The sequence below is a fragment of the Streptomyces sp. NPDC090022 genome (assembly GCF_044748145.1).
In the GTDB taxonomy this organism is placed as follows: Bacteria; Actinomycetota; Actinomycetes; order Streptomycetales; family Streptomycetaceae; genus Streptomyces.
In genome coordinates, this window is record NZ_JBIVFN010000004.1 from 52,068 (window position 1) to 72,112 (window position 20,045).

The window sequence follows — 20,045 nt, forward strand, 5'->3', positions numbered from 1 at the left end:
GTCCACTCACCTCTTCCCGGCGGCGCGCCGCACGACCCGCACGCGCAGCGGCAGCTCACGGGCCAGGCCCAGTTCCTCGCGGCCCACGCGGAGCACCGCGTCCAGGTCCGCCCGTACGTCGTCCAGTTCGCGGAAGTGCGAGGCGGCCCGCACCGTGATGCGGCGGCGGTGCACCGCGACCCGGACGGACTGCACGCCGGAGACCTCCATGGCCCGGTCGCGCAGCAGCAGGGCGGCGCCCTTGCGGCCGAGTCCGGCGCGCACCCCGGCGGCCGGTGACCGCATCGGCAGCACCCTGCGCAGGCCGGGGGTGCAGGCGAGCACCAGCAGCACCAGGCCCAGCAGGGCCAGGAGCGCGGCGCCGGTGACGACGGCGGCCTCGGCGAGGGTGTGCCGGTCGAGCTGGCGGGCGAGTTCGCGGCGCCAGCGCATGCCGGGGCGCTCGGTCCGTACGGCGACCAGGTCGTAGAGGAAGAGGCCCGCGGCCCCGAGGACGGCGAGCGCGGTGAGCACGGCCGGGATCCGGCGGGTGGAGCGGAACCGGCGCGCGCGGCCGGCGGGCGCCGGGCTCCCGGGGACGTCGGCCTCGGTGGGGGCCGCGCTCATCGCAGCCGGCTCCGCCGGGAGCCGGGCCCGGTGTGCGCGGCGTGCAGGTGCTCGATGTCGATGTCCACCTCCGGCACGGTCATGGCGGCGCAGCTCTCGACGCGCTCGGTCACGTGGCGGCGGACGGCGGCGCACTGGGCGGCGAGGTCGCCGGGGTAGCCGAGTTCGAGGCTGATGCGGACGCGGGCGATGTCGTGGTGCACGGTGACGGTCGCGTGCGGCGCCGTACCGCCGGGCGGCGGGCCGCCCAGCGCCTCGCGGGCGGCCCTGGCCGCGATCTTGGCGACGACCCGGTCGGTGATCTGGGTGGCCCCGCGCTCGGCCGGCGGCACCCGGGTGGCCCGGGACGGCGCGGTGGCCCGTGGTGTGGTCATCGGGGGGTCACCGGCGCCGGTCGCCGCGCGGGCGGAAGAAGTCGCCGGGTTCCAGGTCCCCGTCGAGGAACCGGCCGGCGATGAAGCCGACGGCGCCCAGGGCGGCGACCAGCAGGAACGCTCCGAATCCGCCGAAGTACCCGGCGAATCCCAGGGCCATGCCGGCCAGCAGGCCGGCGACCGCCATACTCATGCGGGCTCCTCTCGGCGGATACCGCCGTCTGCGGGATCCGGCGGCTGCGGGATCCGGCGGCTACTGGATCCGGCGGCTACTGGATCCGGGTGGTGCCGGGCTCCGGCTCCTCGTCTTCCTCGTCGGGGAGTTTGACGTCGATGACGGCGATGTTCACTTCGACGACCTCGAGGCCCGTCATCCGTTCCACCGCCGCGACGACGTTCTCCCTGACCGCGCGGGCCACGTCCCGGATCGCCACGCCGTAGTCCACGACGATCTCCAGGTCGATCGCCGTCTGGACCTCACCGACCTCGGCCTTCACCCCGCGCGTCACGGAGGCCTTGGCCCCGCCGGGCACCCGGTCGCGGACCGCGCCGAAGGTGCGGGAGAGGCCACTGCCCATGGCGTGGACGCCGACGACCTCGCGGGCGGCCATGCCGGCGATCTTCTCGACCACTCCGTCGGCGATCGACGTACGGCCCCGGTCGGCCGGGTCCCGAGGGGGTCCTGCGGATGTGGATTCGCTCATCATCCTGTCCCTTCGCGCGTTCGGACTCCCGACCACCGTAAGCGCCCTGCCCGCGCGCCGCCCGCTCATGCCCGGCCGGCGGGCGCGGCCGTCAGTCCGAGAGACCGGCGAGATCGCGCAGCCGACGGGCCTGGGCGGCGCGCTCGGCGACGCGCTGGTCGTCGTACGTACGGGTGACCGCGCCGCGCAGCAGCGCCTTGGTCTCCACGACCGCGTCGCGCGGCGGCGTGGTCAGGGCGGCGGTCAGGTCCGCCACGGCGGCGTCGAGCTCGCCGACGGGCACGACCAGGTTGGCCAGGCCGGTGCGCTCGGCCTCCTCGGCGTGGACGAAGCGGCCGGTGGCGCAGATCTCCAGGGCGCGGGCGTAGCCCACGAGGGAGGTCAGCGGCTGGGTGCCACCGAGGTCCGGCACCAGTCCGAGGCTGGTCTCGCGCATGGCGAACTGCACGTCGTCGGCGACCACGCGCAGGTCACAGGCGAGCGCGAGCTGGAAGCCCGCGCCGATCGCGTGCCCCTGCACCGCCGCGATCGTGATGATGTCGTTGCGCCTCCACCAGGTGAACGCCTCCTGGTACTCGGCGATGGTGTCGTCGAGCAGCTGGTCGGAGCCGCGCGCCAGGTCGAGGAAGGACGGCTCGCCCTCGAACCCCTCGGGCGTGAAGGCCTGCCGGTCCAGTCCGGCGGAGAAGGACTTGCCCTCACCGCGCAGCACCACGACCCGGACGGTGCCCGGCAGCGACCGCCCGGCCTCCGCCAACGCCCGCCAGAGCGCGGGGGACTGGGCGTTTCGCTTGGCCGGATTGGTCAGCGTCACCGTGGCGATCGTGTCGTCGACGGTGAGCCGTACGCCGTCCTTGTCGAGCAGAGCCATCAGGGTGCCTCCGGTGTGCAGTCGGGCCGTAGGGATCGGCCGTCGGCGATAAGTGACTGCACAGTAACCACCCGGTGGGCCGGATGGCCGACCGGGGGGTCACCGAAGGTACCGGTTTCGGTGGATCAGGCGGCGGCGCCGGTCAGACCGAGGCCGCCTTCTTGCCGCGGGTCGCGCCGCCGCGACCGCGCAGAATGACTCCGGACTCGCTGAGCATCCGGTGGACGAACCCGTAGGACCGGCCGGTCTCCTCGGCCAGCGCCCGGATACTCGCACCGGAGTCGTACTTCTTCTTCAGGTCTGCCGCGAGCTTGTCGCGCGCGGCGCCGGTCACCCGGCTGCCCTTCTTCAGAGTCTCGGCCACCCGTGCCTCCTCATGGGAAGTGCGCTCTGGACTTCTCATGATCACCCCTCCCGGGCTTCCTGGCCACCCATTCAGCAAGGTCGGTACGACGCCATTTCCCGCTCCGTGGACGCCCGAGCAGAACGGAATCTTCTCTTCCGCCGCAAGGCCTCGATCACGCTCCGCAACCGCCACGGGGAACGTCCAGGTCAGGGGCGGCGGTGGGAATAAATCCGCCCCGGCCGCATCACCACGGAGGGTGCGACCGGGGCCGACACAGAGCGAGCGGGGGTACGAGACCGTCTCACTCAGATGATGGATCGCCGGTGAGCCGAATGATCCAGAAGGGCTTCGATCAACGGGTCAACCTGGGCTGACGCCGGTCGGGCCGGGGCGACCCGGCCGGTCGGGCCGGGCCACCGGGCCGGTCAGGCCAGGGCGACCAGGTCCCGGTAGTCCGGGCCCCACAGGTCCTCGACGCCGTCCGGGAGCAGGATGATCCGCTCCGGCTCCAGCGCCTCGACCGCGCCCTCGTCGTGCGTGACGAGGATGACCGCGCCCTTGTACGTGCGCAGCGCGCCGAGGATCTCCTCGCGGCTGGCCGGGTCGAGGTTGTTGGTGGGCTCGTCGAGCAGCAGGACGTTGGCGGACGAGACCACCAGCGTGGCCAGGGCCAGCCGGGTCTTCTCGCCACCGGAGAGCACCCCGGCCGGCTTGTCGACGTCGTCGCCGGAGAAGAGGAAGGAGCCCAGCGTCTTGCGCACCTGGACGAGGTCCAGGTCGGGGGCCGCGGAGCGCATGTTCTCCAGGACCGTGCGCTCGGGGTCGAGGGTCTCGTGCTCCTGGGCGTAGTAACCGAGCTTGAGGCCGTGACCGGGGGTGACCTCGCCGGTGTCCGGCTTCTCGGCGCCCGCCAGCAGCCGCAGCAGGGTGGTCTTGCCGGCGCCGTTGAGGCCGAGGATGACCACGCGGGAGCCCTTGTCGATGGCCAGGTCGACGTCGGTGAAGATCTCCAGCGAGCCGTACGACTTCGACAGGCCCTCGGCGGTCAGCGGGGTCTTGCCGCAGGGCGCGGGGTCGGGGAAGCGCAGCTTGGCGACCTTGTCGGAGACGCGCACGGCCTCCAGGCCGGACAGCAGGCGCTCGGCGCGCTTGGCCATGTTCTGGGCGGCGACGGTCTTGGTGGCCTTGGCGCGCATCTTGTCGGCCTGCGAGTTGAGGGCCGCGGCCTTCTTCTCGGCGTTCTGGCGCTCGCGCTTGCGGCGCTTCTCGTCGGCCTCGCGCTGCTGCTGGTAGAGCTTCCAGCCCATGTTGTAGACGTCGATCACCGAGCGGTTGGCGTCCAGGTAGAACACCTTGTTCACGACCGTCTCGACCAGGTCGACGTCGTGGGAGATGACGATGAAGCCGCCGCGGTAGGTCTTGAGGTAGTCCCGCAGCCACACGATCGAGTCGGCGTCGAGGTGGTTGGTCGGCTCGTCGAGCAGCAGGGTGTCGGCGTCCGAGAAGAGGATCCGGGACAGCTCGACGCGGCGGCGCTGACCACCCGAGAGGGTGTGCAGGGGCTGGCCCAGGACGCGGTCGGGCAGTCCCAGGGCGGCCGAGATGGTGGCGGCCTCGGCCTCGGCAGCGTACCCGCCCTTGGTGAGGAACTCGGTCTCCTGGCGCTCGTACTGCTTGAGCGCCTTCTCGCGGGTGGCGCCGGAGCCGTTGGCGATGCGGTCCTCGTTGGCGCGCATCTTCTTGAGCAGGGTGTCCAGACCGCGCGCGGAGAGGATGCGGTCGCGGGCGAGGACGTCCAGGTCGCCGGTGCGGGGGTCCTGCGGCAGGTAGCCGACCTCACCCGAGCGGGTGATGCTGCCGGCCGCGGGCTGGCCCTCGCCGGCCAGGCACTTGGTGAGGGTGGTCTTGCCCGCTCCGTTGCGGCCGACGAGGCCGATGCGGTCACCCTTGGCGACGCGGAAGGAGGCGGCCTCGATGAGGATGCGGGCGCCGGCGCGCAACTCGATGCCGGTGGCGGTGATCACGGAAATACTCCAGGGCGGTGGGTACGGCGGAAGGGGGGCGGGACGCGTCGCTTCGACGCCGCTAATCCGCGAGGAGATTTGCCATGGGACCCATTCTAGCGGGGGTGTGCAAGGAGTTTTCGGGCCGCGGGTGTGGGGTCGAGCACCCTGTGAGCCCCTTACGGCCCACGCCTCCCCCGCTCCCCGTGCGGTGTACGGGCCCCGCCCGTCGGCCGGGGCGCGTACCAGGACGAATGGGCTGATACTCACCGCAGGAGCGGACAGTGGGCCGCGCCGGCGGACAAGCGGAGACCGAGGCGGTGCGGCATGCAGTTCGACGACGACGCCCAGCTGGACACGTCCGAGGTCCAGGACGTGCGCGGCAGCCGCATCCCGGGCGGCCGGGCCACCATCGGTGGCGGCATCGCGGGCATCATCGCGCTGGTGCTGGGCCTGCTGTTCGGCGTCGGACCGGAGAACCTGGGGCTGTCGTCGGGCGACCAGGAGCCCTCGGTGGGCGCCTCCTCCGTCGCCCAGGTGCAGCAGGCCTGCCGGACGGGCCGGGACGCGAACGCGCGCGAGGACTGCCGGCTGGTGGCGGTGGTCAACAGCACCCAGGACTTCTGGCGCCAGGAGTTCGCGCGCCGCGGCGGCACCTACCGCCCGGCGCAGACGGTCTTCTTCACCGGCCGGGTGAACACCGCGTGCGGCGCGGCCACCTCGGCGGTCGGCCCCTTCTACTGCCCGGCCGACCAGCGGGTCTACCTGGACCTGGGGTTCTTCAACGAGCTGCGGACGCAGTTCGGGGCCACCGGCGGCCCGTTCGCCCAGGCGTACGTGGTGGCCCACGAGTACGGCCACCACATCCAGAACCTGATCGGCACCCTCCAGCGGGCGCAGGACGGGCGGCAGGGCGCCGGCAGCAACGCCGTCAAGGTGGAACTGCAGGCCGACTGCTACGCCGGGGTGTGGGCGCACCACGCGACACGGACCCCGGACGAGTCCACCGGGCGGCCGCTGATCACCTCGCTGACCGACGAGGACATCCGGGACGGGCTGGACGCGGCGGCGGCCGTCGGCGACGACCGCATCCAGGAGAAGATCCAGGGCCGGGTGACGCCGGAGTCCTGGACGCACGGCTCGGCCGAGCAGCGTCAGCAGTGGTTCTACCAGGGGTACCGGACGGGTGACATGGCGCAGTGCAACACCTTCCGGTGAGCCGGCGCCGGTCGGGCCTCCTGTCACTGCCGCCTGCCAGACTGTGCCGTGGGTCACATTCACGAAAGGGAGTGATCGTCATGGCAGGCAACCCGTCCATCAGTCCGACGCTGGTCTACAGCGACGCGCAGGCGGCGATCAAGCTGCTGACGGAGGCCTTCGGGTTCACCCGGGTCGCGGTGTACGAGGGGGAGAACGGCTCGGTGGTCCACGCGGAGCTGGCGTACGGCAACGGCGTGGTGATGCTGGGCAGCAAGGGCACCGGCGGCGTCTTCGACAAGGCGATGACCGGCGGGGGCCCCTCGGGGGTGTACGTGGTGGTGGAGGACGTGGACGCCCACCACCGGCGGGCGGTGGAGCACGGGGTGGAGATCCTGATGGAGCCGACCGACCAGGACTACGGGTCGCGGGACTACATGGCGCGCGACGGCGAGGGCAACATCTGGAGCTTCGGGACGTACGCCCCGGCGACCACCTCGGAGTGAGGGTGCCGCCGGGGTGAGGCCCGGCCGCGCGACCGGGCGCCGGGATCAGGCGCCGCCGGTGTGGACCTGGAAGGCGGCCCGGCGCACGGCCTTGGCCAGGGCCGGGTCGGGGTGGGCGGCGGCGAGGGCGACCAGGACCTGCACGGTGCGGGGGTGGCCGACCGCGCGGACCTCGTCGAGCAGCCGGGGGACGGTGGTGCGCACGGCCGAGTCCAGGTGCCGGGCGAGCAGTTCGGCCTCGCCGTGGTCGGCGATGGCGGCGGCGGTGTCCACCCAGAGCCAGGTCGACTCCTCCGCGGTGAGCACGTCCTGGGCGTCCTCGGGGTCCAGCCCGTCGTGCTCGGCGAGCCAGAGCAGGGCGTACGGGCGCAGCCCGGCCTCACGGGCGGCGGCGCGGACCTCGGGCTCGGCGGGCGCGCCGACCACGCGCAGTGCTTCGAAGGCGAGCCCGCGCAGCAGGGCGTCCTCGCCTCGGGCGGCGTGCAGCAGCTCGCTGACGGCGTGTCCGACGGGCCGGGCGGCGAGCCAGGCCCGGTACTCGGCGCGGGCCGGGCCGGGGGTGAGCCGGGCACAGCCGTGCAGCATGGCGGCGGCGGACTGCTCGATGTTGCCGGCGGGGCTCTGCGCGGCCACGCAGATCTGCTCCAGCTTGACCCAGACCGCCCAACTGCCCAGCGGGGTCAGGGTGGCCTGCGCCGGACCGAGGGTGACGGCGTCGACGGCGGCGAGCCCGCCGAGCGCCCAGCGCAGCAGCCGGGCCAGCGGCACGGGCCGGTCGGCGGCGTCGGGGGCGGGCGCCGGGTCCTGGAGGTCGTAGGGCACCTCGCAGCGCTCGTCGCGCAGTTCGGCGACGCGCTGGCCGAGGAGGTCGAGCAGGACGGGGACGGTGACGGGCCCGGCGGACAGCTGGAGCAGAGAGAGCACCTGGGGCATGGCCTCGACGACCTCGGCGACGACCGCGGGGGCGATGTCGGCCGGGGCGGGGTGCACCAGCGACCAGGCGTCGAACAGGGCCACCCAGCCGCGCAGTACGGCCGTGTCGTCACGGTCCCAGGCGCTCAGCCGCCAGCCGGGGCGGGCGGCTCCGCCGTGCACCTCGACGAGGCCGGCGAGCCGGGCGCGGTCCCAGCCGGCCCGGATCTGGCCGTGCGTCAGGGCCAGGTCCCCGGCGGCCCGTTCGACGTCCTGGGCGGGCAGCGCCCCGGCGGGCGCGGGGCGCGAGCCGTCCGCCGTGCCGAGGTGGCGCTCGGCCCAACGGGCGAGGCGTACCGCGTCGTCGAGTGAGGCCCGGGCCCGGTTCGCGAGGTCGGCCGGGGCGGGGGTGCCCGCGGGCGGCCGGGGCGCGGGCCGGGTACGCCGGTCGGTGACCGCCTTGCGGGCGGTGGCGACCGAACGCGCGGAGACGAGTCGGAGTCTGGAGTCGCGAGCCAACTGCTCATCAGGCTTTCGGGACGTCACGGAAGCAGTCTCGCCCGTCACCGGCCGAAAGCCCAAACGGAAGGGGCCGTTACCGCTGATGAACAGGAGTTGATATCACCACAAAACGCCCCGTTCGCCGTGCGGCGCCGGGCACCGGCGGCCCCGGCCGGACACCCCCTGGGGGCGCCGGCGGCGGTGTTCACACCAGGGAGGTGAGGAAGCGGCGCAGGGCCTCCTCGTACCCGGCGGGGTCGGCGTTCCACATCGCCCCATGGGGTGCGTCCCGGACGGTGCGCAGGGTGACGAGGTCGGGGCGGGCGGCGGCCAGCGCCCGGGAGGGCTCCCAGGGGGCGATGGTGTCGTCGGGTCCGTGGAAGATCAGGACGGGGATCCGCAGCGCGGCGGGGTCGGCGCCCGGCGGCCGGTGGTCGGCTCGCAGTCCCGCGCGGCTCTCGGCGGCACGGACGGCCAGCGGCAGCAGCGGGGCCGGGGTGCGGCGGGCGACGAGCAGCGCCCGCAGGGTGGCGTGCCAGTCGAGCACCGGGGAGTCCAGGACCAGCCCGGCGATCCGGTCGGCCACCCCCGAGCGCTCCAGGGTGCGCAGGGCCATGGCGGCGCCGGTGGACCAGCCGTGCAGGACGACGCGGCGGGCGCCGAAGCGCAGGGCGTAGCGGATGGCGGCGTCGACGTCGCGCCACTCCGACTCGCCGAGGTGGCCGAGGCCGTCCGGGGAGGCGGGGGCGCCGAGGTCGCCGCGGTAGGCGAGGTCGAGGACCGGCAGCTGGTGGCGGTGGAGGAAGGGCATCACCACCATCGGGTGCTCGCGGCTCGCTCCCAGCCCGTGCACGGTGATCACCCAGGTGTCGCGGGCGGCGGGCACGAACCAGGCGGGCAGGCCGCCCAGCTCCCCGGGGACGTCCACGTCGGCGTGGTCCAGGCCGAGCGCGGTGCGCGGGTTGCCGAGGTGGACCTGGGGGGTGAGGTCGACCCGTACGCCGGGTTCGAGGCTGCCGTGGGTGACCGCGACCAGGCGCCGTACGACGGTGTCGGGGTGGTGCGGGGCGTCGGGCAGGACGGGGCCGGCGATCGCGTGCACGCCGGGGGCGTCCAGTCCGTACGTACCGGGGCGCAGCGAGGCCAGCGAGCGGGTCAGGGCGACCCGGCCGGCGGCGGTGGAGTGGACGCTGAGGCGGGGTCCGCCGGGCAGCGGGCGGCCGGGGGCGTGCCGCAGGGCCGCGTCGGCGGCGAACCGGCCGGCCGTGACGGCGGCCGCCGCGGCCCCGACGAAGGTGGCGGTGACGGTGGCTGCCGTCACGGTAGCGGTGCGCACCGCTCCAGTGTCGGACGGTACGGGCGGCGCGGCCAGTGGAGGACGGGCGGCGCGGCCGGGCGGGGGGCGGGCGGGGGCGCGGGGCGGCCGCCGCGGGGTTCCGCTTGCGCGTGATCTGAGTCTCTTCGGGACCTTGGGCGAACCGGCCGGGGCGGCCGGAAACGGGCGCGTTCGCCCGCGTTCACCCGTCCCTGACGTGCATAAATCGACATAACTACGACAGAATCGGGACCAGGGGCCCGAACTCACGCCTGGCCGATACACCACCACGCCCGAGTCAGTTCACTTTCCGTTCACCCAGGTTGCCTACGGTCGGCGAGCCACTGACGTCCCACAGAAGCCTGGGTAAATGGAGCACATAACGCTTCTCCTCGGGATCGTGATCATCACCGCTCTCGTGTTCGACTTCACGAACGGTTTCCACGACACAGCCAACGCGATGGCGACCACCATCTCGACCGGCGCCCTCAAGCCCAAGACGGCGGTGGCCATGTCCGCCGTGCTCAACCTCGTCGGCGCCTTCATGTCCGTGGAGGTCGCCAAGACGATCTCCAAGGGCCTGGTCAACGAAGAGGGCATCCAGCCAGAAGTGATCTACGCCGCCCTGGTCGGCGCGATCCTCTGGAACCTCGTGACCTGGCTGGTCGGGCTCCCCTCCAGCTCCTCGCACGCCCTCATGGGCGGTCTGGTCGGCGCCGCGGTCGCCTCCGCCGGTCTCGGCGCGGTCAACGGCGGCACGCTCGTCACCAAGGTGCTCCTGCCGGCCATCGCGGCCCCGATCGTCGCCGGTGTCGCCGCGATGCTCGCCACGAAGGTCACGTACAAGCTCGGCAAGAACGTCGGCGAGAAGACCTCCGCCAAGGGCTACCGGGCCGGTCAGATCGCCTCCGCCGGTCTGGTCTCCCTCGCGCACGGCACCAACGACGCCCAGAAGACGATGGGCATCATCACCCTGGCCCTGGTCGCCGGCGGCGCCCTGCCCGCCAGCGCCAACCCGCCGGTGTGGGTCATCGTCTCCGCCGGCGTGGCCATCGCGCTCGGCACCTACCTGGGCGGCTGGCGCATCATCCGCACCATGGGCAAGGGCCTGACCGACCTGCAGCCGCAGCAGGGCTTCGCCGCCCAGACCTCGGCCGCGTCCGTCATCCTCGCCTCCTCCAACCTCGGCTTCTCGCTGTCCACCACCCACTCGTGCTCCGGCGCGGTCATGGGTGCGGGTCTGGGCCGCAAGGGCGGTGTGGTCCGCTGGTCCACCGCGACCCGCATGTTCGTGGCCTGGGGCCTGACCCTGCCGGCCGCCGCGCTGGTCTCCGCCGCCGCCGAGTACGTCATGCGCACCGGTGACATCGGCATCGCCGCCGTCACCGTCTTCCTGGTGGGCTCCTGCCTCGCCATCTGGCTGATCTCGCGCCGCCAGGTCGTCGACCACCACAACGTCAACGACCTCGAGCCGGCCGCCGAGACGCCCGGCGTGGTCACCACCGCCATCGCGGCCGTCGCCGTGCCGCCGGCGGGCACCACCGCCGCCGTCACCGACGAGGACCTCAAGGCCACCATCCCGGCCCCGGCGCACGCGTCCGGCGAGACCCCGGCCGCTCCGGCGCCCGCGGTCTGACGAGCGAATACCACAGAGGATTCAGCAGTATGAAGATCGACTGGGCAGCACTCGGCACCGTCTTCGGCGTCAGTCTCTCCGCGACCGTCGCCCTCGTGACCCTGTTCGTCCTGGGCATCGTCGGCCTCTCCAAGCACGAGGCCGCCACCGCCCGCGGCGGCGCCGCCACCCTGGCGCGCAGCGGCGCGTACGTCTGCTTCGCGCTGTGCGCGGCGGCCGTCTCGTACGGGATCTACCTGATCGTCGCCTGAGCCGGCACGCACCGCATGCACCACCGAGGACTCCCCCGGGCAACGCCCCGGGGGAGTTCTTCGTTTGGGCAGGTCAACGGCGAGTTGACGGGCGTTCGCGGTGCGTGGTGGACTGCCCGGGCCAGCACGGCGGCATGGAGAGGAAGTCCGGTGCGAATCCGGCGCGGTCCCGCCACTGTCACCGGCGCGCGGACGTGGTCGTCGAGCGGTACGAGCGAGACGGACGTCAGCCGCCGGGAGCCAGGAACTCTCGCCGCCGGACACGTCAACCAGGGCGCGGACCCTGAGTGAGGACCTACCTGTCCCATGCGTGCCGATCGCGTCTTCGCGTACGGCGCCGCGGCGGGCCTGATCGGCGACCGGATCCTCGGTGATCCGCGCCGTGGGCACCCCGTGGCCGCCTTCGGACGGGCCGCCGCCGCCGTCGAACGCGCCCTCTGGCGCGACAGCCGGCGCCGCGGCGCCCTGCACACCGCCGTCTGCGTGGGCGGCGCCGCCGCGCTCGGCGCCCTGGCGGCGCGCGCCGTGCGCACCCGCCCCGCCGCCGTACGGATCGCCCTGACCGCCGCCGCCACCTGGACCGTGGTGGGCGGGACCTCCCTGGGCCGGGAGGCGCGCGCCATCGGCGGCGCGCTCGCGGCCGGGGACACCGAGGTGGCCCGGGAGCGGCTCCCGCACCTGTGCGGCCGCGACCCGCAGGCCCTGGACGACCAGCAGATCGCGCGGGCGGTGGTCGAGTCGGTCGCCGAGAACACCTCCGACGCCGTGGTGGGCGCCCTGGTCTGGGGGGCCGTGGCCGGGGTACCGGGGCTGGTGGCGTTCCGCGCGGTGAACACCCTGGACGCGATGGTCGGCCACAAGTCTCCGCGCCATCTGCGCTACGGCTGGGCCTCCGCCCGCCTCGACGACGTCGCCGGCTGGCCCGGCGCCCGGCTGACGGCGCTCGCCGCGGTCCTGGCCGGCCCGGACCGGCGCGGCGCGCTGCGGGCCTGGCGCGCCGACGCCGCCGCCCACCCGAGCCCCAACGCGGGCCCGGTGGAGGCCGCCTTCGCGGGGGCGATGGGCGTCCGGCTCGGCGGCACCCTGGCCTACGGCGGCCGGGTCGAGCACCGGGCCGTGCTGAACGGGGAACGGGGGCGGCCGGTGGCGGTCGGCGACATCGAGCGGGCGGTGCGGCTGTCGCGGCAGGTGACATGGCTGGCACTGGGGTCATGTGTGGCGTTGCGGTACGCGATGTCACACGCGGGCATCGGAAGGGGTGGGCGCGGATGAGCGGTCCGGGCAGGGGGCCGGGCGGCGGTCCGGGCGGCGGTCTGCTGGTCGCGGGGACGACCTCGGACGCCGGCAAGAGCGTGGTCACGGCGGGCATCTGCCGGTGGCTGGCCCGGCAGGGCGTGAAGGTGGCGCCGTTCAAGGCACAGAACATGTCCCTGAACTCCTTCGTCACCCGCGAGGGCGCCGAGATCGGCCGCGCCCAGGCCATGCAGGCCCAGGCGGCGCGCGTCGAGCCGACGGCCCTGATGAACCCGGTGCTCCTCAAGCCCGGCAGCGACCGCAGCAGCCAGGTGGTGCTGCTGGGCAGGCCGGTCGGCGAGATGAGCGCGCGCGGCTACCACGGCGGCCGGCAGGAGCAGCTGCTGGGCGTGGTCACGGACTGCCTGGAGCAGCTGCGGGGCACGTATGACGCCGTGATCTGCGAGGGGGCGGGCAGTCCGGCCGAGATCAACCTGCGCCGGACCGACATCGTGAACATGGGCATCGCGCGCGCCGCGCGGTTCCCCGTCGTCGTGGTCGGCGACATCGACCGGGGCGGGGTCTTCGCGTCCTTCTTCGGTACGACGGCGCTGCTGAGCCCCGAGGACCAGTCCCTGATCGCCGGCTACCTGGTCAACAAGTTCCGCGGCGACGTCTCGCTGCTGGAGCCGGGCATGGAGATGCTGCGCTCGATCACCGGCCGGGCGACGTACGGGGTGCTGCCCTTCCAGCACGGGCTGGGCATCGACGAGGAGGACGGCCTGCGGGTCTCGCTGCGCGGCGCGGTCCGCGAGTCGGTGGTGGCGCCCCCGGTGGGCGAGGACGTGCTGCGGGTCGCGGTGTGCGCGGTGCCGCTGATGTCCAACTTCACGGACGTCGACGCGCTGGCGGCGGAGCCGGGCGTGGTGGTGCGGTTCGTGGACCGGGCCGAGGAACTGGCCGACGCGGACCTGGTCGTCGTACCCGGCACCCGCGGCACGGTGAACGCCCTCGCGTGGCTGCGGGAGCGGGGGCTGGCGGACGCGCTGGCCCGGCGGGCGGCACAGGGCCGTCCGGTGCTGGGCATCTGCGGCGGCTTCCAGGCGCTGGGCGAGCGGATCGAGGACGAGGTCGAGTCGCGGGCGGGGGTGGTGGACGGCCTCGGGCTGCTGCCCGTACGCGTCCGCTTCGCGCGCGAGAAGACCCTGGCGCGGCCGGCCGGCACGGCGCTGGGCGAACCGGTCACGGGGTACGAGATCCACCACGGCGTGGCCGAGGTGGACGGCGGTGAGCCGTTCCTGGACGGGTGCCGGGTGGGTGCGGTGTGGGGCACGCACTGGCACGGCTCGCTGGAGTCGGACGCCTTCCGCCGGGCGTTCCTGCGTGAGGTGGCCGCGGCCTCGGGCCGCCGCTTCGTCCCGGCCCCGGACACCTCGTTCGGCGCCCTGCGCGAGGAGCAGCTGGACCTGCTGGGCGACCTGATCGAGGAACACGCGGACACCGACGCCCTGCTGCGCCTGATCGAAGGCGGCGCCCCCGCGGGCCTGCCGTTCCTGCCCCCGGGTGCGCCGTGACGGCGCCGGCCCTGCGGGGCTGTTCCCCCACCCCGCCCCTTCCCGTGACCGAGGGCGAGCCCCCGGACCCCCGTACGTGCGCGGCGCGCCCGTGCGCTCAAACGCCGCGCGGGCTGGAAGTGCCGCACAGCGGCCCCCGCGCCGGCACCCCGCAGCCGACAGCACGACACGAAGGAGTCAGCAACGCATGAGCACGCCCTACCCGTTCACCGCAGTGGTCGGCCAGACCGACCTCCGGCTGGCGCTGCTGCTCAACGCCGTGAGCCCCGCGGTCGGCGGTGTGCTCGTGCGCGGCGAGAAGGGGACCGCCAAGTCCACCGCCGTGCGCGCGCTGTCCGCACTGCTGCCGGCCGTCGACGTCGTCCCCGGCTGCCGGTTCTCGTGCGCGCCCGCCGCGCCCGACCCGGTCTGCCCCGACGGCCCGCACGAGCCGGGCCCCGGCGCCGACCGGCCCGCCCGCATGGTCGAACTGCCCGTCGGAGCCTCCGAGGACCGGCTCGTCGGTGCTCTGGACATCGAACGGGCCCTCGCCGAAGGCGTGAAGGCCTTCGAGCCCGGCCTGCTGGCCGACGCCCACCGCGGCATCCTCTACGTCGACGAGGTGAACCTCCTCCACGACCACCTGGTGGACGTGCTCCTCGACGCCGCCGCGATGGGCGCCTCGTACGTCGAGCGCGAGGGCGTCTCCGTCCGGCACGCCGCCCGGTTCCTCCTCGTCGGCACCATGAACCCCGAAGAGGGCGAGCTGCGCCCGCAGTTGCTCGACCGGTTCGGGCTCACCGTCGAGGTCGCCGCCTCCCGCGAGCCGGAGCAGCGCGTCGAGGTGGTGCGCCGCCGGCTCGCGTACGAGGACGACGCCGCCGCCTTCGCCGCCCGCTGGGCCCGTGAGGAGACCGACGTCCGCGCCCGGATCGTCGCCGCGCGCGCCCTGCTGCCCCAGGTCGTGCTCGGCGACGTCGCGCTGCTCCAGATCGCCGCGGCCTGCGCCGGGTTCGAGGTCGACGGGATGCGGGCCGACATCGTGATGGCCCGCACCGCGACGGCGCTGGCCGCGTGGGCCGGCCGTACGGACGTACGCAAGGAGGACGTGCGCCGGGCCGCGCTGCTGGCCCTCCCCCACCGCCGGCGCCGCAACCCCTTCGACGCGCCCGGCCTGGACGAGGACCGGCTCGACGAGATCCTGGACCGGTTCCCGGACGACGAGCCGGAACCGGAGCCCGACCCCGAGCCCGACACTGACCCGGACCCCGAGCCCGGGCCCGACGGTGACGGCCCCGACGGCGGTGGCGTGCCCCCGCAGGGCGACGGGCCGCGGCAGCCCGACGGACAGCGGGAGACGCCGCCGGACCCCGCGCCCGAGGGCGGCCCCCAGGAGGCGCCCGGCGCGGGCGAACCCGCTCCGGCCGCCGGCTCCGACGCCCCCGAACAGGCCGCCGTCGCCGCCGCCGACCCCTTCCGCACCAAGACGCTCAGCGTGCCCGGCCTCGGCGAGGGCGCGAGCGGCCGCCGCTCGCGCGCCCGCAGCGCCCACGGCCGGACCACCGCCGCCCAGCGCCCCCGCGGGCACCTGACCAAGCTGCACCTCGCGGCGACGATCGGGGCGGCCGCCCCGCACCAGAAGGCTCGCGGGCGCACGGGGCGCGGGCTGGTGATCCGCAAGGACGACCTGCGCCAGGCGGTCCGGGAGGGCCGCGAGGGCAATCTGGTCCTCTTCGTCGTCGACGCCTCCGGGTCGATGGCGGCGCGCCGCCGCATGAGCGCCGTCAAGGGCGCCGTGCTGTCGCTGCTGCTGGACGCCTACCAGCGGCGCGACAAGGTCGGGCTGATCACCTTCCGCGGTGCCGCCGCCGACCTCGCCCTGCCCCCGACCTCGTCGGTGGACACCGCCGCCGCCCGGCTGGAGCAGTTGCCGACCGGCGGCCGCACGCCGCTGGCCGCCGGCCTGCTCAAGGCCCACGAGGTGCTGCGCGTCGAACGGCTGCGGGACCCCTCGCGGCGGCCGCTGCTGGTCGTGGTCACCGACGGCCGGGCCACCTCGGCGGGCACCGGCGGCCGGACCGCCCCGGCCGGTACCGACGGCGGGGACCCGCGCGCCCTGGCGGCGCGCGCCGCCCGGCTGCTGCGCGGCGAGGGCGTCGCCTCGGTGGTCGTGGACTGCGAGTCGGGCCACGTCCGGCTGGGCCTGGCGGCCGGGCTCGCCGCCGACCTCGGCGGGCCCGCCGTGACGCTCGACGGGCTGCGGGCCGACTCACTGGCCGGGCTCGTGAAGGACGTACGTACCGCGGCGACGGCTTCCCCGTCGCACCACACCCACAGGAGGGTCGCGTAATGCCTCAGGGACAGCCGTCCGTCGTTCCGGACGACGGACTCACCACCCGCCAGCGCCGCAACCGCCCGCTGGTCTTCGTCCACACCGGCCCCGGCAAGGGCAAGTCGACCGCCGCCTTCGGCCTGGCGCTGCGCGCCTGGAACCAGGGCTGGTCGATCGGGGTGTTCCAGTTCGTGAAGTCGGCGAAGTGGAAGGTCGGCGAGGAGAACGCGCTCAAGGTGCTCGGCGCCTCGGGCGAGGGCGGCCCGGTCGCCTGGCACAAGATGGGCGAGGGCTGGTCCTGGGTCCAGCGCGACGCGCAGCTCGACAACGAGCAGGCCGCCAAGGAGGGCTGGGAGCAGGTCAAGCGGGACCTCGCGGCGCAGACCCACCGGCTGTACGTGCTGGACGAGTTCGCGTACCCGATGCACTGGGGCTGGATCGACGTGGACGAGGTGATCGAGGTGCTGCGGGAGCGTCCCGGCACCCAGCACGTGGTGATCACCGGTCGCAACGCGCCGGAGAAGCTGATCGGGTTCGCGGACCTGGTCACCGAGATGACCAAGGTCAAACACCCCATGGACAGCGGCCAGAAGGGCCAGAAGGGCATCGAGTGGTGACATCCGTGCGCATCCCGCGCCTGGTCGTCGCGGCGCCGTCGTCGGGCAGTGGCAAGACCACGGTCGCGACCGGCCTGATGGCGGCCTTCGCCGGGCGCGGGCTGGCCGTGTCCCCGCACAAGGCCGGGCCCGACTACATCGACCCCGGCTACCACGCGCTGGCGACCGGCCGGCCGGGCCGGAACCTGGACGCGTTCCTGTGCGGTCCGGAACTGGTGGCCCCGCTGTTCGCGCACGGGTCCGCCGGGTGCGACCTGGCCGTGGTCGAGGGCGTGATGGGCCTGTACGACGGTGCGGCCGGACGCGGCGAGCTGGCTTCGACGGCGCACGTGGCGAAGCTGCTGCGGGCGCCGGTGGTGCTGGTCGTGGACGCGTCCTCGCAGTCACGGTCGGTGGCGGCGCTGGTGCACGGTTTCGCATCGTTCGATCCGCAGGTGCGCCTCGGTGGCGTGATCCTGAACAAGGTCGGCTCGGACCGGCACGAGGCGATGCTGCGGGAGGCGCTGGAGGAGGCCGGGATGCCGGTCCTCGGCGTGCTGCGGCGGGTGCCGCAGGTGTCGGCGCCGTCGCGGCACCTGGGGCTGGTGCCGGTGGCCGAGCGGCGCGCGGACGCGGTCGAGGCCGTGGCCGCGCTGGCCGAGCAGGTCCGGGCCGGCTGCGACCTGGACGGGCTGCTGGCCCTGGCGCGGACCGCCCCGGCGCTGGACTGCGAACCGTGGTCGCCGCAGGCCGCCCTGGCGGGCGTCGGCCCCGCCGGCTCGTCCGGCGCCCGGGCGCCGGAGGGGCCGGCGGGGCCCGGCCTGCGGCCGGTGGTCGCCGTCGCCGGCGGGCCCGCGTTCACCTTCTCCTACGCCGAGCACGCCGAGCTGCTGACCGCGGCCGGCGCCGACGTGGTTCCCTTCGACCCGCTGCACGACGAGGCGCTCCCCGACCGGACCGCCGGGCTCGTCATCGGCGGCGGGTTCCCCGAGGTGTACGCCCCCGAGCTGGCCGCCAACGAACCGCTGCGCAAGGCCGTCGCCGGGCTCGCGGCGGCGGGGGCGCCGGTCGCCGCCGAGTGCGCCGGGCTGCTCTACCTGGCCCGGTCCCTCGACGGCCGGCCCATGTGCGGGGTGCTGGACGCCGACGCGCGGATGTCGGAGCGGCTCACGCTCGGCTACCGCGAGGCGGTCGCCGTGTCGGACAGTGCGCTCGCGGCCGCCGGCACGCGGCTGCGCGGGCACGAGTTCCACCGCACGGTGGTCGAGCCCGGCGCCGGGGCGAGCCCCGCCTGGGGGTTCACGCATCCCGAGCGGCGCGTCGAGGGGTTCGTACGGGGCGGTGTGCACGCCAGCTACCTGCACACCCACTGGGCGGCGCAGCCGTCCGTCGCCGCCCGCTTCACCGAGGCGGCCCGGGGGTTCGCGGGCGCCCCATGAGCTCACCGTGCCCGGCTCGCCGTATCGTCGGCAGCCGTTCCACCCCGTGCGCGGGGCGGACCGGTGGCACACGTTGACGACTGAGGAAGGCTCCCGGATGGGCGAGTACGAGCAGGTGGTGGTCGGCGTCGGCGCCCGCGCGGGCGTGTCCGTCGCGGAGGTCCGCGCGCTGGTCGAGGAGACGCTGGCCCTGGCCGGGCTGGCGCCGGGGGCGGTGACGGCGCTGGCCACGGTGGAGTCGAAGGCCGGCGAGGCGGGGATCGCGGAGCTGGCGGAACGTTTCGGCGTACCCGTGCGCACCTACACCGCCGAGGAGTTGGCGCGGGTTCCCGTCCCGCATCCCGTCGAGTCGGTACGGGAGGCGGCCGGTACCCCGTCGGTGGCCGAGGCGGCGGCGCTGGCGGGGGTGGCCGAAGCGGCGCCGGCGGGTGGCGGCACCCTCCTCGTCCCCAAGCGGAAGTCGGCGGCCGCGACCTGCGCGGTGGCCGTGACGGCGGCGTGCGAGCACGATCTGCGCCACCACGGGGACGCCGAGGTGGCCGGTGCCGGGGCCGGCCTGGTGGACCTCGCCGTCAACGTCCGCTCCGGCACCCCGCCGGCCTGGCTCAAGGAGCGGATCGCGGCCGGTCTGGACTCCCTGGCCGCCTATCCGGACGGGCGCGCGGCCCGGGCGGCGGTCGCGGCGCGGCACGGCCTGCCGGTGGAGCGGGTGCTGCTGACGGCCGGGGCCGCGGAGGCGTTCGTCCTGATCGCGCGGGCGCTGGGCGCCGTACGGCCGGTGGTGGTGCACCCGCAGTTCACCGAGCCGGAGGCGGCGCTGCGCGATGCCGGGCACCGGGTGGAGCGGGTGCTGCTGCGGGCGGCGGACGGCTTCCGGCTGGACCCGGCGGCCGTACCGCACGACGCCGACCTGGTGATCGTCGGCAATCCGACCAACCCGACCTCCGTGCTGCACCCGGCGGCGGCGCTGGCCGCGCTGGCCCGGCCAGGGCGGACGCTGGTGGTGGACGAGGCCTTCATGGACGCGGTGCCGGGCGAGCGCGAGGCGCTGGCCGGGCGGACGGACGTGCCGGGGCTCGTGGTGCTGCGCAGCCTGACGAAGACGTGGGGGCTGGCGGGGCTGCGGATCGGGTACGTGCTGGCGGAGCCGGAGGTGATCGCGAAGCTGGCGGCGGCGCAGCCGCTGTGGCCGGTGTCGGCGCCGGCGCTGGCGGCGGCCGAGGCGTGCGTGGCGCCGGCGGCGCTGGCGGAGGCGGAGGCGGCGGCCCGGCAGATCGCGGTGGACCGGGCCCATCTGCTGGCCGGGCTGGCCGAGTTCGAGGAGATCTCGGTGGCCGGGGTGGCGGAGGGGCCGTTCGTGCTGATCCGGGTGGAGGGCGCGGCGGAGGTACGCACCCGGCTGCGCGCGCTGGGCTTCGCGGTGCGGCGCGGGGACACCTTCCCGGGTCTGGACCGCTCCTGGCTGCGGCTGGCGGTACGGGACCGGGCGACGACGGGACGGCTGCTCCAGGCGCTGGACCACGCGCTGGCCCTGACCGCCCGCTGACCACCGCGCCCGCCGACCACCGGCCGGTGTCGCGGACCGTCGGCCGGTGTCGCGGACCACCGGCCGGTGTCGCGGACCGTCGCCGGGCGGTGGTCCGTGAAACCGGCGGGCCCCGGCTCCGCGT

General features: G+C 74.9%; 19 protein-coding genes and 1 riboswitch. Of the genes, 10 read left to right on the forward strand and 9 right to left on the reverse strand.

Annotation, left to right across the window (positions count from 1 at the left end; translation table 11 throughout):
- Positions 1-6 precede the first annotated feature (6 nt).
- The 7 genes from ACIPXB_RS10645 to ACIPXB_RS10675 all read right to left on the reverse strand — a co-directional run bounded on the left by ACIPXB_RS10645 (position 7) and on the right by ACIPXB_RS10675 (position 4,925).
- Positions 7-606 carry a DUF6286 domain-containing protein gene (locus ACIPXB_RS10645; protein ID WP_401447290.1) on the reverse strand — a complete coding sequence of 200 codons (600 nt, stop codon included), beginning with the start codon at positions 604-606 and terminating at the stop codon, positions 7-9.
- Positions 603-980 carry a hypothetical protein gene (locus tag ACIPXB_RS10650; protein ID WP_401447292.1) on the reverse strand — a complete coding sequence of 126 codons (378 nt, stop codon included), beginning with the start codon at positions 978-980 and terminating at the stop codon, positions 603-605. The genes ACIPXB_RS10645 and ACIPXB_RS10650 overlap by 4 nt, the downstream gene beginning before the upstream one ends.
- A gap of 7 nt (positions 981-987) precedes the next feature.
- Entirely contained in the window at positions 988-1,173 is a 186-nt protein-coding gene (locus ACIPXB_RS10655; RefSeq protein WP_401447294.1) for a hypothetical protein, read from the reverse strand.
- Between the two features lie 76 nt (positions 1,174-1,249).
- Positions 1,250-1,687, reverse strand: a complete 438-nt coding sequence (locus tag ACIPXB_RS10660) for an Asp23/Gls24 family envelope stress response protein (RefSeq protein ID WP_401447295.1) — start codon at positions 1,685-1,687, stop codon at positions 1,250-1,252.
- An 88-nt stretch (positions 1,688-1,775) separates the two neighbouring features.
- Positions 1,776-2,555, reverse strand: coding sequence for an enoyl-CoA hydratase/isomerase family protein (locus tag ACIPXB_RS10665; RefSeq protein ID WP_401447297.1), 780 nt, complete (start codon positions 2,553-2,555; stop codon positions 1,776-1,778).
- A 142-nt stretch (positions 2,556-2,697) separates the two neighbouring features.
- Positions 2,698-2,919: a helix-turn-helix domain-containing protein gene (locus tag ACIPXB_RS10670; protein ID WP_030233427.1), complete on the reverse strand. Its 222-nt coding sequence runs from the start codon at positions 2,917-2,919 to the stop codon at positions 2,698-2,700.
- Positions 2,920-3,326: 407 nt separating this feature from the next.
- A complete protein-coding gene (locus tag ACIPXB_RS10675) occupies positions 3,327-4,925 on the reverse strand; it encodes an ABC-F family ATP-binding cassette domain-containing protein (RefSeq protein WP_401447300.1) in 1,599 nt (532 codons plus the stop codon).
- Positions 4,926-5,231: 306 nt separating this feature from the next.
- On the opposite strand from ACIPXB_RS10675, the gene ACIPXB_RS10680 reads away from it, so the two are divergent.
- Positions 5,232-6,122, forward strand: coding sequence for a neutral zinc metallopeptidase (locus ACIPXB_RS10680; protein ID WP_401447302.1), 891 nt, complete (start codon positions 5,232-5,234; stop codon positions 6,120-6,122).
- 80 nt (positions 6,123-6,202) lie between these two features.
- Complete coding sequence (locus ACIPXB_RS10685) at positions 6,203-6,607, forward strand: VOC family protein (protein ID WP_401447304.1); 405 nt, start codon at positions 6,203-6,205, stop codon at positions 6,605-6,607.
- Between the two features lie 45 nt (positions 6,608-6,652).
- Here ACIPXB_RS10685 and ACIPXB_RS10690 read toward each other — a convergent pair whose 3' ends face one another.
- Both ACIPXB_RS10690 and ACIPXB_RS10695 read right to left on the reverse strand, forming a co-directional pair.
- On the reverse strand, positions 6,653-8,065 hold the full coding sequence (locus ACIPXB_RS10690) for a hypothetical protein (protein WP_401447306.1): 1,413 nt from the start codon (positions 8,063-8,065) through the stop codon (positions 6,653-6,655).
- Positions 8,066-8,225: 160 nt separating this feature from the next.
- The gene (locus ACIPXB_RS10695) at positions 8,226-9,356 is read right to left on the reverse strand and encodes an alpha/beta hydrolase family protein (RefSeq protein ID WP_401447308.1); all 1,131 of its coding nucleotides are present in this window, start codon (positions 9,354-9,356) and stop codon (positions 8,226-8,228) included.
- Positions 9,357-9,705: 349 nt separating this feature from the next.
- On the opposite strand from ACIPXB_RS10695, the gene ACIPXB_RS10700 reads away from it, so the two are divergent.
- The 8 genes from ACIPXB_RS10700 (at position 9,706) to cobC (ending at position 19,921) form a co-directional block, all read left to right on the forward strand.
- Entirely contained in the window at positions 9,706-10,971 is a 1,266-nt protein-coding gene (locus ACIPXB_RS10700; RefSeq protein WP_401447311.1) for an anion permease, read from the forward strand.
- A gap of 29 nt (positions 10,972-11,000) precedes the next feature.
- The gene (locus ACIPXB_RS10705) at positions 11,001-11,222 is read left to right on the forward strand and encodes a hypothetical protein (RefSeq protein ID WP_401447313.1); all 222 of its coding nucleotides are present in this window, start codon (positions 11,001-11,003) and stop codon (positions 11,220-11,222) included.
- Between the two features lie 138 nt (positions 11,223-11,360).
- Positions 11,361-11,472: riboswitch (cobalamin riboswitch) on the forward strand.
- A gap of 56 nt (positions 11,473-11,528) precedes the next feature.
- The gene (locus ACIPXB_RS10710) at positions 11,529-12,494 is read left to right on the forward strand and encodes a cobalamin biosynthesis protein (protein ID WP_401447315.1); all 966 of its coding nucleotides are present in this window, start codon (positions 11,529-11,531) and stop codon (positions 12,492-12,494) included.
- Positions 12,491-14,029, forward strand: coding sequence for a cobyric acid synthase (locus ACIPXB_RS10715; RefSeq protein WP_401447317.1), 1,539 nt, complete (start codon positions 12,491-12,493; stop codon positions 14,027-14,029). The genes ACIPXB_RS10710 and ACIPXB_RS10715 overlap by 4 nt, the downstream gene beginning before the upstream one ends.
- A 187-nt stretch (positions 14,030-14,216) precedes the next feature.
- Positions 14,217-16,358: a putative cobaltochelatase gene (locus ACIPXB_RS10720; protein ID WP_401447320.1), complete on the forward strand. Its 2,142-nt coding sequence runs from the start codon at positions 14,217-14,219 to the stop codon at positions 16,356-16,358.
- The gene (gene cobO, locus ACIPXB_RS10725) at positions 16,358-16,957 is read left to right on the forward strand and encodes a cob(I)yrinic acid a,c-diamide adenosyltransferase (protein WP_401447323.1); all 600 of its coding nucleotides are present in this window, start codon (positions 16,358-16,360) and stop codon (positions 16,955-16,957) included. The genes ACIPXB_RS10720 and cobO overlap by 1 nt, the downstream gene beginning before the upstream one ends.
- A gap of 5 nt (positions 16,958-16,962) precedes the next feature.
- Positions 16,963-18,375: a cobyrinate a,c-diamide synthase gene (locus tag ACIPXB_RS10730; RefSeq protein WP_401447325.1), complete on the forward strand. Its 1,413-nt coding sequence runs from the start codon at positions 16,963-16,965 to the stop codon at positions 18,373-18,375.
- Positions 18,376-18,472: 97 nt separating this feature from the next.
- Positions 18,473-19,921, forward strand: coding sequence for an Rv2231c family pyridoxal phosphate-dependent protein CobC (cobC, locus tag ACIPXB_RS10735; RefSeq protein WP_401447327.1), 1,449 nt, complete (start codon positions 18,473-18,475; stop codon positions 19,919-19,921).
- Positions 19,922-20,045: the final 124 nt, after the last annotated feature.

Bases quoted from the DNA above. Each gene is read 5' to 3' on its own strand.
- ACIPXB_RS10645 (WP_401447290.1), bottom strand. From the start codon at position 606: ATGAGCGCGGCCCCCACCGAGGCCGACGTCCCCGGGAGCCCGGCGCCC.
- ACIPXB_RS10650 (WP_401447292.1), bottom strand. From the start codon at position 980: ATGACCACACCACGGGCCACCGCGCCGTCCCGGGCCACCCGGGTGCCG.
- ACIPXB_RS10655 (WP_401447294.1), bottom strand. From the start codon at position 1,173: ATGAGTATGGCGGTCGCCGGCCTGCTGGCCGGCATGGCCCTGGGATTC.
- ACIPXB_RS10660 (WP_401447295.1), bottom strand. From the start codon at position 1,687: ATGATGAGCGAATCCACATCCGCAGGACCCCCTCGGGACCCGGCCGAC.
- ACIPXB_RS10665 (WP_401447297.1), bottom strand. From the start codon at position 2,555: ATGGCTCTGCTCGACAAGGACGGCGTACGGCTCACCGTCGACGACACG.
- ACIPXB_RS10680 (WP_401447302.1), top strand. From the start codon at position 5,232: ATGCAGTTCGACGACGACGCCCAGCTGGACACGTCCGAGGTCCAGGAC.
- ACIPXB_RS10685 (WP_401447304.1), top strand. From the start codon at position 6,203: ATGGCAGGCAACCCGTCCATCAGTCCGACGCTGGTCTACAGCGACGCG.
- ACIPXB_RS10700 (WP_401447311.1), top strand. From the start codon at position 9,706: ATGGAGCACATAACGCTTCTCCTCGGGATCGTGATCATCACCGCTCTC.
- ACIPXB_RS10705 (WP_401447313.1), top strand. From the start codon at position 11,001: ATGAAGATCGACTGGGCAGCACTCGGCACCGTCTTCGGCGTCAGTCTC.
- ACIPXB_RS10710 (WP_401447315.1), top strand. From the start codon at position 11,529: ATGCGTGCCGATCGCGTCTTCGCGTACGGCGCCGCGGCGGGCCTGATC.
- ACIPXB_RS10715 (WP_401447317.1), top strand. From the start codon at position 12,491: ATGAGCGGTCCGGGCAGGGGGCCGGGCGGCGGTCCGGGCGGCGGTCTG.
- ACIPXB_RS10720 (WP_401447320.1), top strand. From the start codon at position 14,217: ATGAGCACGCCCTACCCGTTCACCGCAGTGGTCGGCCAGACCGACCTC.
- cobO (WP_401447323.1), top strand. From the start codon at position 16,358: ATGCCTCAGGGACAGCCGTCCGTCGTTCCGGACGACGGACTCACCACC.
- cobC (WP_401447327.1), top strand. From the start codon at position 18,473: ATGGGCGAGTACGAGCAGGTGGTGGTCGGCGTCGGCGCCCGCGCGGGC.